The sequence below is a fragment of the Paenibacillus sp. NPDC058177 genome (assembly GCF_042883835.1).
GTDB classification, from domain to species: domain Bacteria; phylum Bacillota; class Bacilli; order Paenibacillales; family Paenibacillaceae; genus Paenibacillus_AQ; species Paenibacillus_AQ agri.
The window spans coordinates 412624-426213 of sequence record NZ_JBHVVB010000004.1; the positions used below are offsets into that span (position 1 = coordinate 412624).

7 protein-coding genes are annotated in these 13590 nt (G+C 45.0%); all 7 read left to right on the plus strand.

The annotated features are described in order from the left end of the window. Window positions 1–75: 75 nt before the first annotated feature. The gene (locus ACFVU8_RS18985; RefSeq protein WP_175371464.1) at window positions 76–417 is read left to right on the plus strand and encodes a hypothetical protein; all 342 of its coding nucleotides are present in this window, start codon (window positions 76–78) and stop codon (window positions 415–417) included. Between the two features lie 544 nt (window positions 418–961). After that, window positions 962–3757: an Ig-like domain-containing protein gene (locus tag ACFVU8_RS18990; RefSeq protein WP_387429275.1), complete on the plus strand. Its 2796-nt coding sequence runs from the start codon at window positions 962–964 to the stop codon at window positions 3755–3757. Window positions 3758–3841: 84 nt separating this feature from the next. Beyond that, a complete protein-coding gene (locus ACFVU8_RS18995; RefSeq protein ID WP_387429278.1) occupies window positions 3842–4393 on the plus strand; it encodes a hypothetical protein in 552 nt (183 codons plus the stop codon). Between the two features lie 201 nt (window positions 4394–4594). Then, on the plus strand, window positions 4595–4855 hold the full coding sequence (locus tag ACFVU8_RS19000; protein ID WP_387429280.1) for an alpha/beta-type small acid-soluble spore protein: 261 nt from the start codon (window positions 4595–4597) through the stop codon (window positions 4853–4855). 213 nt (window positions 4856–5068) lie between these two features. Further along, window positions 5069–6271 carry a methionine adenosyltransferase gene (metK, locus tag ACFVU8_RS19005; RefSeq protein WP_387429283.1) on the plus strand — a complete coding sequence of 401 codons (1203 nt, stop codon included), beginning with the start codon at window positions 5069–5071 and terminating at the stop codon, window positions 6269–6271. A gap of 249 nt (window positions 6272–6520) precedes the next feature. Next, complete coding sequence (locus tag ACFVU8_RS19010; protein ID WP_387429285.1) at window positions 6521–10549, plus strand: Ig-like domain-containing protein; 4029 nt, start codon at window positions 6521–6523, stop codon at window positions 10547–10549. Window positions 10550–10812: 263 nt separating this feature from the next. After that, window positions 10813–13542, plus strand: coding sequence for a stalk domain-containing protein (locus ACFVU8_RS19015; RefSeq protein WP_387429288.1), 2730 nt, complete (start codon window positions 10813–10815; stop codon window positions 13540–13542). The last annotated feature ends 48 nt before the right edge of the window (window positions 13543–13590 follow it).

The window sequence follows — 13590 nt, forward strand, 5'->3', positions numbered from 1 at the left end:
AATTCTTTGTAATCTGCTCCCATTTACGTTACAATAACGTAGAAAATATTATTTTCTGAAAGGTGAAAGCCATCGATGAAACCGATTTTATCAAAAGCTCAACTGGATTACATGAAAGCCAAGAATATGTTTGAGAATAGAGCTAAGGTATTGGAGAAGGAAATTGCAGCTAAGCGTGCGCTTCAGGAGATTACCCAGGAGGTTATGGAAGAGCTTGTACAAGCTACTGGCTTCCATGATGCGTATAACGAGCTTGTTATTGCCGAAAACGCGCTAATTGAATGGTCTCACTCTACAATTAAGCACGAGAAGAGCTACCGTGAGAACCGTGCAGCAATTGATGCTATGTATGATAATGTGAATTCTAGCCCAGAGAAACGCCAGGAGCTGATTCAGCTCTCTATGAAGATTCGATAAGCTTATGTATAGAACAGGGCGCTTATGCGCTATAGGGTGTCTAGCCAGTCCATAGTGACTTTGTTAGACACCCTATTTGTTATCCACCTGAACTATGGTCCTACATAATTGGAGGAGTGTTCAGATAGTCTATCTTAGCAAATATTGCTTAATGACGTCTTGAAACTTGCTATGCTATACTATTTTCCGTAGCCACCCATCATTAGAAATAGTTAGTAATACATACATATGTAGCTTCTATTGGGGCGGAACCGGAAAGGAAATTCGAAAATATTTTTTAAAAACCGCAACTTTTCCAAACCTTCTGCGTTTAAGGTGTAGAGTCACTTACACAGAGCACTGAAGACAGTGTTCAAACATAAAGCAATTAATCCAAATGGAAAAATTAGCTTTACGTGACCTGAGGCACATTGTATAATACTTAGGTAGAATTAGGAAGCTAGTATTATCATGCCTACAACTTGTTTACCAGTTTCTGTGATACCCGTCACAGACATTATTTATACTTAATTTGCTCAACTCGGGAAAGGGGGTGCATCGGCTAATGAGTGACATGAGCTACCCAACTAAAGAAAATTCTCAGTTCATGAACGTCCAAGGAGGAGAAAAAAAGGTTATGAAGAAAATTTTATCCGTAGCATTATCTACAGCAATGGCATTCTCGATGTTTGCCTCTGTAGCGTTTGGTGACGCAGCAGCAACTCCGCAACAAAAGTTTGACGCTTTGGCAGCTAAAGGTATCCTTAACGGCTACCCAGATGGTAAAGCTCACCTTGAATACGATCTGACTCGCGCTGAGTTCGCTAAGATCGTTACTAAATTGTTCGACCTGCCAGAAGTAACCAACAAGTTGACTTACAAAGACAAAGGTTACAACGCAACTAACTGGGCAGTTCCTTACATCGAAGCTGTTACTGCAGCTAACCTGATGGAAGGTAAAGATACTGTTAAAGGTATCTTCGACTACAACGGTAAAGTAACTGTTGAAGAAGTAGCAACTGTATTGTTCCGTGCGTTGAAACTGGAAGCTCCAGCTACAACTGACAACAATGCATCTGCATGGGCTAAAGGATATGTTCAAGCAATCATCAACGAAGGATACATTGCTCAAAGCACTGCATTCAAAGCTAACGCTACCCGTTCTTTGGTAGTTGAAAGTGCATATGCAGTTGATCAAAAGCAATCTGTTCCAGTATTGACTGTTGCTTCTGCAGAAGCGATCAGCCCAACTAAAGTGGTTGTAACGTTCTCTGACAAGAAAACTACAACTGTTGAATTGACAACTGCTCTTGTAGCAGGCGTTGAAACTCCAATCACATTTAAGTACCTTGAAAAAGAGTACACTACAAAAGTAACTTTGCAAGCTCCTAAAGTTATTGACGTAGAAGCTCCAAACGCTAAGCAATTGGTTGTTAAGTTCAACCGTGCTGTTGATACTGACACTATTGCTGAAGACGGTAAAGTGATTAAAGATGTAGTTCAAGTAACTGCATTGAGCAATGCTCCTGCTGTAACTACTACTGGCGCTGAAGTATCTTTCAACGCTGATAACACAGAAGCTACAATCACTGTTCCTAACCTTGAGTACCTGAAAGGTCAATACACAGTTGTTGTTAGCGACGCTGTTAAGACAACTTCCGGCGAAAAAGTTGCTGCTTTCACTAAATTGTTGACTGTTGCTGATACAACTGCACCTACAGTAGCTTCTATCAACGCAGTTGCTAAAACAACTACAAACAAAGTATATGTGAAATTTAGCGAGCCTGTTAAACCAGCTGGTATCATTGCTTATGTAAATGGTCAAGCTGCAACAGTACAAAGAGATACTTATGACACATTCGTATTGACTACTGCTAACTTGACTAGCGGTACTACTTACGATGTAGCCCTGAACAACGTAACTGACTTCGCAGGTAACGTTGCTAACCCTAACCCAATCAAAACTTCTGTAACAGTTGTTTCCGATGTTGCTGCACCTGTAATTAAGAGTGTAACTGCAATTGGCGACCGTTATGTTGAAGTTAAGTTTGATAAGAAAGTGAACAAAGACTCCTTGGTGGGTAATGTTCGTTTGAATGATGGTAACGGTGATAGCAAAGGTGTGTTCACAGTCGTGACTACATCCGATAGCGACACTATCAAATTGAGATCGCCACTGAGCAGTCTTCCAACAAGCGGAACTTTCACTGGTTCCATCGTGTTCGGTCAATCCGTACGTGATACTCTTGGTAACACTTTGAGTGCTGTTGCTACTCAACCTATCACTTTCACTAAGGATACTTCTGCTCCAGGCGTAGTAAGTGCTACTTACTCTGCTAAAGGCTTGGTTATCAAGTTCAGCAAAGAAGTAATTCTTGATACTGCCAACACTAACACTAAAGTAATCACTATCGTTAATGATGCAACAGGTCAAGTTGCTGCTTCGCTTAATGTGAAAGCTGGTTCCTTGTCTTCTGACAAGAAAACTTTGACTTACGCAACTACCCTTAGTGGTGCTGACTACACAGTGCGCCTGCCACAAGGCTTGGTAACTGATGATTCCTTCGCAAACAATGCTTTTGTTGCTGCAACAGTTGCATTGAAAGTAGGATCCACTGCTACTAACGATACTGAAAGACCTGTAGTTGTAAGCATCGTTGCTAATAACAACTTTGCTAAAGATGCTAGCGGTACTGTAGTAACTGGCGATGTATACTACGATGTTACAGTTTCTGACAATGATGCTTTGAATGTCCAAACGCTTACCGATGTTAACAGCTACACCCTGGACGATAAAGCACTTCCTATTGGAAGTCTTGTGACTGTTTCCGGTGTACCTGCTGGTCAAGATGCAAAAGCTCCTAAAAATGCTGTTGTTAGAGTTTCAATCCCAGCAAGCACATTCGCTAAAACTCAAGAATACAAATTCACAGCATTCGGTATCTCCGATAAAGCTGGAAACGGAATTCTTGTTGCTGAGAACAAAACTACTCTGACTAACCGCGTGAAGCCAGTTCTGACTACCGCTGCTGTCTCCGGTGGAGATAACAATGTATTGGTACTTGGATTCAGTGGTAAAGTTGATGCTGCAACAATTAAAGCAGCTGACTTCGATTTCATCATCAACGGTAAGAGCACCGCTAAAAATGAAATCTTTGTTGCTAACGAAATTACTGCTGGTGCAGGAACTGACGCTGGTAAGTTCTATGTAACATTCAAGAAACTTGATGGAACTGCTGGTACTCAAAATCTTAACGCTAACGATGTGAACAGCATCGAAGTTAAGGTTCTGTCTACTGCTGGTATCAAGGACGTTGAAGGTAACAAAGTAGTTGTTGACACTGTAGTACAAGGTAAGTAATCTCCGATTACTGAAGCAAAGCATAGCCTCTTCGGAGGCTATGCTTTTTTTATAGCCATTTCAGATCTCATGAGGAGGACATTGATGAAACCGGTATGGAAAGCTTCACTCGCAGCGCTGCTATTGATCGGCGGAATTTGGGCTGGGTCAGTAATGAATATTACTGCCGAAGGAGCTGGTGTGGGCTCACAGCCTGGAACAGCAGATGATCCTGTAGTGACCAAGAGTTATGTAGACCAACAAATTCAAAAAGCTTTGCAAGGTGGTACAGTCGTAGCGCCTACTGCGACAGTGGCTCCCACAGCTACAGCCGTTGCAACTCAAGCGCCTACAGCTACACCAAACCCAGCTAATACAACAAGTAACGAGTCTGTTATTGTTGATGTAAAGCCAGGCCAAAGCTTAATTGCTTCAGCTGGTGCAGAATTTATCGTACGTGCAGGCAAAGCGGTTATCCTTTCACAGGATGCCAATGGTGTTGCTGATTTAACAGACGGTAAGGATTTGGGTAACGGAGTATCCGCGCCCACTAACCACTTATTGTCCTTCCCACGCGATGGACGAGGCATTGCTGTTCAAGAAGGACAAACACTTGGGCTCGTGGTTATGGTTCGTGGTGGATATACTTTGAAATAACAAAGAATCAACGTCATTACGTTATTTCTTCTTATATTAATCATGCCCATATATAGAAACGACTATACTTTAAAAATTATATATAAACGCTTGTTTCGAGCGGCACTCTTTTCCTGCATTAACAAACATTAAGCCGATTGAAGGTATGTCTTTATGCACACAATAGACCTGTATTCTTACAATATGCAGGAGGTGCAGCACATGGCACGTAATAATCGTAAAGTCGTACCTGAAAGTCGGACAATGCTAAAGCAATTGCAATATGAAATTGCAGCGGAATTTGGACTATACGGTTCATCCTATGGTGGTGGAGCGGATACGGAGTTTGCTTCCGAACTGGGCTTTGCAGGATCATCTTCACGAAGTCAATATCTGGGGCATTTAACTTCCAGAGATAACGGCTCTGTTGGTGGAGAAATTACGAAGAGACTCATCCAGCAAGCGCAACAATCATTGTTTTAATCCTAAATTCCCAGGGTACCAACGAAACCGGGCGGAATTGACAGCTTCTTTTAAATAAGATAATATGACTTCTGAGGAAAGCAATCGACCTTTTCCCTGTGGAAAAGGTTCATTTTTTTGAAGACACACACATTTTAGCTGCTTTCTAATATATTCTTATGGACTATTGAGCTGTTGAAAGATTCATATAATTGGTATGGGAGGTTGATATTCATGTCTATCAAGGGACGCCACTTATTCACTTCTGAATCAGTAACAGAAGGGCACCCGGATAAAATCTGCGATCAGATTTCTGATGCTGTACTTGACGCTTTTTTGGCAAATGATCCAAACGCCCGTGTTGCCTGTGAGGTGGCTGTAGCCACTGGTCTGGTTTTGGTAATTGGTGAAATCAGCACTAAATCGGAATATGTAGATATTCCAGCTATTGTGCGCAACACGATTAAAGAAATTGGCTACACTCGTGCGAAGTATGGTTTCGACTATAATACTTGTGCTGTCCTGACTTCTTTAAATGAGCAGTCCGCTGATATCGCCCAAGGGGTTAATGCTGCACTGGAGAACCGTGATCCTGCACAGGTTGCTGAAGAAACTGCTAACATTGGTGCAGGCGACCAGGGCTTAATGTTCGGCTTTGCGACCAATGAGACGCCAGAACTGATGCCACTTCCAATCGCGTTGTCGCACCGGATCGCTCGTCGTTTATCTGAAGTTCGTAAGAACGGAACTTTGAACTATCTGCGTCCAGATGGAAAAACTCAGGTTACTATTGAGTACCAGGATGATAAACCTGTACGTGTAGACGCTATAGTTGTATCTACACAGCACGCAGAGGAGATCTCTTTGGAGCAGATTCAAGCGGATATTAAGGAACATGTAATTCTGCCTGTGGTTCCTGCTGAGCTGCTGGATGGAGAAACTAAATACTTTATCAACCCTACGGGTCGTTTTGTAATTGGTGGACCACAAGGTGACGCTGGTCTGACCGGTCGTAAAATCATCGTCGATACTTACGGCGGTTACGCACGTCATGGCGGAGGCGCGTTCTCCGGTAAAGATCCAACTAAAGTAGACCGTTCTGCAGCATATGCAGCGCGTTATGTAGCGAAGAATCTTGTAGCGGCTGGTCTTGCTGACAAATGTGAAATCCAACTGGCTTATGCCATCGGTGTAGCAAATCCTGTTTCCATTAACGTAGATACATACAGTACAGGTAAAATCAGCGAAGAGAAACTTGCGAAGCTGATCAGTGACAACTTTGATCTTCGTCCAGCCGGTATTATCTCCATGCTGGATCTGCGTAAGCCGATCTATAGACAAACTGCAGCTTACGGACATTTTGGACGTACGGATGCTGATCTTCCTTGGGAACGTGTAGATAAGGCTGAATTGCTGAGATCCTTGTCGGGCATCTAAGTAAAAATTTGACTATGCAGCTAGCAATCTATTTACTGCCAGCAATCATATTCTGATCTTAAAACATCCCAAAATTGCTACTTCAATTGAAGTGGCGATTTTGGGGTGTTTTTTTGTTCGAACACGAGTAATGATGATGGAGCCTCATGAAATAGCGCTACTAAACTTTGGAAGCACTTCAACCGAAATATAAGAGTATATGCGCTTTGATAAAAATGTGAAGTACGGCTTGAGAGGAGTTATCGAAAGATGAAAAGGAAAATCTCCATGTGGACGGCATTGTTTTTAGCAGGAGAGTTATTATTGGGATCGGTCAGTACATCATTTGGAATTGGGAGTTCGGCAGTGTATGCTGCTTCTGAATTCGGAATTAATGTCTCCCCAGGACAGGGAGCAGCTTATGTAGGTGTAGACACTACACTCAGATTGAATTTCGACAGGCTGGTGAATCCCCAAGCTGGGGAAATTAGCATCACCCCCAAGGGCGCCAGTACGCCTTTTGTAACGATTCCTATAGGCAGTTACGGATTAATAGGTACTTCCAAGGATTACGAGCTCAAATGGGGAGCTGGACAACTACTGGCCCCGAATAAGACCTATACAGTTACTATACCGAAAGGCGTGTTTAAAGACGCTGATGGCAATGAATCAGCACTTACCGTGTGGGATTTCACAACCGCTCCTGAGGCCAACAATACCATTGCTGCGAGTGAATTCTCCCCTGCCAACAATGCAAGAGTAGATGCTGGCACTTTGGCGCAGATCAGTCTGAGGCTTAATAAGAAGCTGCTACCAGGCGGTGGATCTGTTAAGCTGATCTCCTCAGCCGACAATTCAACGGTTCAGAGCTTTAAAATGGTAGACGGAGAACCCGGTGTGGATATAAAGAGCAGTGCGGACGCTACTTCAGTCACTTTAACCTTGGCTAATAAGCTGAAGGTTGGGGCGAATTATTATGTATTAATTGATGCCTATGCATTCAGGGATGATGATTTCAGAACGTTTGCAGGGATCTCGGACGGCAGTGTCTGGGCATTTTCAACCAAGGCAGTAGCAGATTTCCCGGTAACTCCTTATCCGGCCAACGGTGCGGGAGAAGTATCTACCACAGGAGCGCTTGCACTTACCTTTGACCGTCCGATGAAGCCAGTGTCCGGAGTGATTACAGTGGCTGCCGGAGGGGTCCTTGATGGTAGAACCCGATGGCTTGATGTAAATTCTACCGGGGTCACCGGCGGAGGCAGCAATGTGATTACGCTAAATCCGGCTTCTACGGCATCTCCACTACTGAATGGCACTGCTTACACAGTCTCAATACCTCAGGGTTCTTTTTACGATCAGGACGGTAATGTATTCCCGGCTTCAGGTCCATACACTTGGAGCTTTACGACAGTCTCCCAGGCAGGACCTAGTGTATCTTCATTGAATCCGGCCGACCGTAGTGAGGGTGTGGCAATCAACAAAACATTTGCAATTACGTTTAGCCGGGATGTCAATTTCAATGGCTCCATAGCTAATGGTGTCACTTTATATAAAAGTAATGGAGTCAAGGTTCCAGCTTCCGTTACCAAAGGCACAACGGCCAGAGAATATCTCATCACACCAGGAGCAGCATTGGATGGAGATACAACCTACTACATAGATATTGCCAAAGGTGCATTTACCGATGCAACAGATTCCAAAATTCTATACGATGGTTTAAGCGGAAAAAGCTCCTGGAGCTTCCGTACTGCAGTTATTGATAAAACAGCGCCACAGCTATCAAGCGCACAGCTTGAAAATAATCGGACAATTCGGTTGAAATACAATAAATCATTGAATTCTTCAGCTGCGCTACTGACTTCCAGTTTTGCAGTGACCGTAAATGATGAGAAACGACCGATTGATAGTGTCTATATTCAGGGTGACAGTGTATTTGTAGTACTAAGCACAGGTGTAGCTGTGGGCCAGGTAGTTAAAGTCACGTATTCCGGCGGATTGCGGACGATACAGGACACTAGTGGGAATGCCGCCAGCACCTTTTCTTCCAGAGAGGTAACGAATACTATTGAATCTTCGATGCCAACACCGAAGGACGGAAGAATCTCCAATCGATCAGTGGTGCTTAATTTTAATGATATTCTCAAGCCGGTACATTCCTACGCTTACAGCCAGTTCTTAGTAACAGCAGATGGATATTCGCTTGGTGTCAGTTCCATCAGCTATAGCGGAAATTCTGTATATCTGACAGTGAACGGTGATGCTGGGAACGGCACGGTAGTCCGGGTATCGTATTATGCGTCATCGTATCCTTTACAGAATCAATTTGGACAAAATATAGCGGATTTCAGTGAGTTTTTTATCCGGAATACCAACGATACCATTCCTCCAGTATTCCAAAGTGCCACGGGCGCTGGTAACAAAATTACGCTGAGCTACAATGAAGGGCTATCTACCACAAACCTGCCGATGAACAGTCAGTTTTCTGTGCTTGTTGGAAATTCGCCTAACTATGTAACCAATGTAGCTGTCAACGGTTCTCAGGTCATCTTGACGCTGCAGAGTGCTCTGCCGGTGAACAAAGACGTGACGATTTCTTATGTACCGGGTACATCGGGAATCAGCGATTTGAACGGTAATTTTGCAGCCTATATTAACCTGCAGCCAGTGACGCTGTCGTCAACCACGGCCGTGAGTGAGATAGCAAGCGCGACAGTCAATGGGGACGAGCTTACTGTGACGTTCAATAAGAATATGCAAGCTTCATCTACCTTGTATAATAATCAGTTCGGAGTAAAGGTCGATGGTAGCACTGTGGGCGTGCAAAGCTATACTTTGTCAGGAAGTACCTTAAAGCTCGTACTTTCGTCTATGGTGAAGAGTGGTCAAAAGGTAGAGTTGTCTTATATCGGCTCAAGCCAGATCAAGGATCTTAGCGGTAACGCCCTGGCTTCCTTTAATGGATTAGCTGTTCAGAATCTGACTGGTTCGACATCGAGCAACGGCAATCGTCCATCTTATCTTGGAACGCTTGCCGCCAGTGAATTTGGGACGGAATATGCGATTTTGAAGAGCGATTCGGCTACTGTAGCTAATGACCTTTCATTGTATAACCAACCTGCTAAAAGATACGGCCTGTCCTCAGAGAAAGTGGCAGCAAGCTATGATTACCTCTTGAAGACGGGAGCCCCTATACTTGCTTTCGAAGTGCCTTCTACAGAGAACTCAGCGTATGTAACGATTCCTTTAAAACCATTGCAGGATACAGTAAACCGGAACAAAAATGCGAAGCTGACTATTCGTTTTGGTGAGCATTTGTACACCATCGCACTCGGTGATATTGATATAAATCGTCTTGTGACCAGTCTGGGTTCCGATGTCAGCAATATTTCACTCATGTTCCGTATGGAAGGTGTGCCGATAGGGACGTTTGGAACGCTGGAGCAAAAGATTCAAAGCCAAGGAATGCAAGCTGTTACGAGATTAATGGATATACGGATACATGCTGCCGTAGGCACGAATTTCTCGAATGCTGTAGCAGTGACCGCGGGTGGAGAGTATACCGCACGTACGACCTCCACGTTGAATAACGCCCAAACTTCGGCTGCCCGTATGGATCTTACGTATAATGATGCAGTCTATCTGCCTACAAAAATGAGCAAATCAGGTAATTATACACTTCTTACTGCCCGGACCTCAGGTAATCTTGTTCTGGGAACATTTTTGTCGATGCGCTCTTTCACAGATATGATTAAGCATTGGAGTAAGAATGTCGTCGCAGAATTGGCGGCCAAAAATATTATCGATAGCAGCTACGGTTATAACTTCATTCCAGATCAGAAGATCACTCGGGCAGAGTTCGCTGTCATGCTTAGCCGAGGATTGGGGCTGCAAGGAGACCGTGAAAGTGCACAGCGATTCCGTGATGTCCAGTCGAACACGCAAACCGGGGATTATATTGGAGCTGCGGCTAAGGCTGGTATTATAACCGGAAATACAGACGGAACTTTCCGTCCGAGTCAAAATATAACCCGCGAGCAGATGGCGATTATGATGATTCGTGCTTTGGATTATACCGGGAACACCACTACACTCAATGGAGGCTCGGCAAACGTGCTGAGTATTTTCAAGGATAAGGCTAAAATTCAGAATCAAAGCGCTGAATTTGTAGCCAAAGCGGTTCAAGCTGGTATTATTCTCGGTATGCCAGGAGGAACGTTCCTGCCACAGGGTAATGCGACCCGTGCGGAAGGAGCGGTTATGCTACAGCGGATGCTGAGCAAAGCAGGATATTTGTAATAACAAAATATTATTGAAGAAGAGGTTGAATTTGTCTCAAGCCCGGCTCATAGAGTCGGGCTTTTTTTGTAGGCACATTCATAAAATAATGCGCCACTGTACGAACATTTCCCGCTGCGAAAGCTCTTAATCTCGCAATTTTCGCAACTTTTCGGGCTAAATCAAGTCTATTATTGATGTATACTAGGAAAATAGGGCATGGATTTCCAGACGTTGAGAATAGAATTGAAGAGTAGATTAAGAGATGGGAGAGTTATTCTGAAATGAACAATGCTTTCACGGGTAAGCAGCGTAACGAGTCTGTGCAGGATAGAAGAACAACGACTGCGAAGAGATGGGTCGCCGCCTCATTGGCAGGCGTGCTTTGGATCATGCCGGTAATCGGTAGTGAATTCATGAGTCCATGGACAGCGAGCAATGCTTCTACAGCAGCTGCGGCAACGGCACTAACAGTCAACAAGCTCAGTGAGGATGTTATTACCTCTGGAGCCGTTATGATGAAGTATAAATATACAGCTGTACGCTCGGGAAAAAGCGCCTCCGGATTAGCAGATGTGATCCGTGTCGACCTGAGCAATCCTTATGTTTCCCTGGATGTCATGACCGGCAAGGGTGGTACGCTGACCACTCGCCAAAGCACTGGCGGTATGGCGAAGGAGACTGGCGCAGTCGCAGCGGTGAACGGAGATTACTTTAATACTGGAGGAGAAGGTTCTCCCATTGGAGGTCAAGTATCTGGTGGAGTGCTTGTGTCCACCCCTTCCCAGCTGGATGGCATGTATGCTTTTGCCGTGACTAAAGACCGGAAACCAATTATTGATGAGTTCAGTTTCCAAGGGACGGTATCCTCGGGGGATGGAAGTCAATTCCCGCTCTCAGGTGTCAACAAAGGGGCCTACAATCCGGAAGGCGGCACTTCTACCTACAGCCATGCGAATGCCCTGTACATATATACTGATGTATGGACGGCGCTGGATCGACCTAAGAATAGTTCTACTACTCCGACAGAGGCGCTGGTAGAGAACGGTGTAGTCACTAAACTCTCTGAAAATGCTGCGCTGCCGATAGCTGTTCCCAAGGGTGCTTTCATTCTGCGTGGACATGGACAAGCAGCCAAGTTTATGATGGATCATTTGACAGTTGGTCAACCCGTAACCAGCACTTATTCACTTATTTCCAAAACAACACAGCAGGCTTTGGACCCGAGCACGCTGCAAACGATGATCGGTGGACATACGATTCTCGTAAATAACGGGAAGGCCTCGGTGTTCTCCCGCTCTACGAGCAGTATCGACGGTACTCGTGCCCGTACAGCACTGGGTTATTCCCAGGATGGCCGCTATGTGTATGTGATAGCTGTAGAGAAGAACAGCAACAGCACCGGAATGTCGCTCAGCGAGCTTCAGTCCTTCATGACCAATATTGGAGTCTGGAAAGGACTTAATCTGGACGGTGGCGGTTCGACAACCATGGTGGACCGGCCGCTTGCCGAAACCTCGACTACACTGACTTTTAATACAGAGTATGGTACAGAGCAGCGGAGTATCGTTAATGGCCTCGGCGTGTACACCTCTGCGCCGCAAGGTGAAGTGAAAGGTATTAAGATTAGTGGAAACACTACATTGCTGATCGGTCAGAATGCGACTTACTCTTTGAAGGGTTACGATACTTATTACAACCCGATTGATGTTGCAGCTGGAAATCCTACATGGAAATCCAGTGGTGACAGTGTGACTGTTAAAGCAGGTGAAGTTACAGCTGTGAAGCCGGGAACCGTTACGTTAACAGCAGCTAGCGGTGGAGCAAGTGCAGATACTAAGGTGACAGTACTGGGCGGAAGTGATCTGAACAGCTTAACCATAGGCACCCCTACAGCGCCTCTAACAGCCGGAGCTTCAGTCTCGGTTCCAGTAACAGCTGTTACGAAGAGTGGGGCGTCCGTGGCAGTTCCAGCTTCTGCATTGAAGTGGGAATTTGTTGGTTTCAAAGGCAGTGTACAGGATGGCAAGCTGACGGTAGCCTCTGTGGATGAAGGTGTCACTACCGGTTATGCGATTGCCCGATATGATGGTTTCAGTACCGCAGTTGTACTCTCGAAGGCGGCGGCTACGCCTTGGGAGGATTTTGAGAATGTGAATTATCCAATCGCGTTCACCACTAATGCTACAGGTGTTAAGGGAACAGCAGCCGTTACGGACGGAGGACCTGATCGCGCAGGCTCGAAGGTGTTGTCCATGAGCTATGACATGACTGCCGGCAGCGGTAAAATGTATGCTTACGCCCAGTTTAATGGAACGAATGGCAAAGCAATTCCTGCAACAGCTACCTCGATGTCCGTCGATGTCATGGGTGACAAGAGCCTAAACTGGATGCGGGCAGAAATCGTGGATAATAGCGGTGCAACAGTGTATGTCGATCTGGCTAAGGTGATTGACTGGACAGGATGGAAGAGTCTGAACATCGATCTAACAGGGTCAGGCATCAAATTCCCGGCGACACTTAAACGCCTTTATGTGGTGAATGTAGAAGAGGGACAGGATGAACGCTCCAAGACAGGAACGGTAGCTTTTGACAACATCACTTTTACGATGCCATCGCTATCGAGTGAGGCAGGTCTTCCGAAAGGAACAGCGTCAATGATTATCGGCTCCAAAACGGTTACTGTGAACGGTCAGAAAAAACCGATAGATGTGGCTCCGATTGTTAAAGACAACAGTACCTATGTGCCGATTCGTTATGTACTAGATGCCTTTGGAGGGACTGCAACATGGGATCCTGTTAGCAAGAGAATTCTCGTACTACGCGGATCGAAGGTACTCGATCTGACGCTGGGCAAGAAGGAATACGTCTTGAACGGAAAACGTCAAAGTGCTGAAGTGGCTCCCTTACTCCTACAAGGCAGGACTTTAGTACCGCTTAGATTGGTTTCTGAACAATTGGGATTAACCGTAAAATGGGAACAGAACACGAAGACCGTAACTATCGAATCGTGATATGTTAATATAAAGGCAAGCCTTTAACAACGATCCGATAGAAATGGG

Bases quoted from the DNA above. Each gene is read 5' to 3' on its own strand.
- ACFVU8_RS18985 (WP_175371464.1), top strand. From the start codon at position 76: ATGAAACCGATTTTATCAAAAGCTCAACTGGATTACATGAAAGCCAAG.
- ACFVU8_RS18990 (WP_387429275.1), top strand. From the start codon at position 962: ATGAGTGACATGAGCTACCCAACTAAAGAAAATTCTCAGTTCATGAAC.
- ACFVU8_RS18995 (WP_387429278.1), top strand. From the start codon at position 3,842: ATGAAACCGGTATGGAAAGCTTCACTCGCAGCGCTGCTATTGATCGGC.
- ACFVU8_RS19000 (WP_387429280.1), top strand. From the start codon at position 4,595: ATGGCACGTAATAATCGTAAAGTCGTACCTGAAAGTCGGACAATGCTA.
- metK (WP_387429283.1), top strand. From the start codon at position 5,069: ATGTCTATCAAGGGACGCCACTTATTCACTTCTGAATCAGTAACAGAA.
- ACFVU8_RS19010 (WP_387429285.1), top strand. From the start codon at position 6,521: ATGAAAAGGAAAATCTCCATGTGGACGGCATTGTTTTTAGCAGGAGAG.
- ACFVU8_RS19015 (WP_387429288.1), top strand. From the start codon at position 10,813: ATGAACAATGCTTTCACGGGTAAGCAGCGTAACGAGTCTGTGCAGGAT.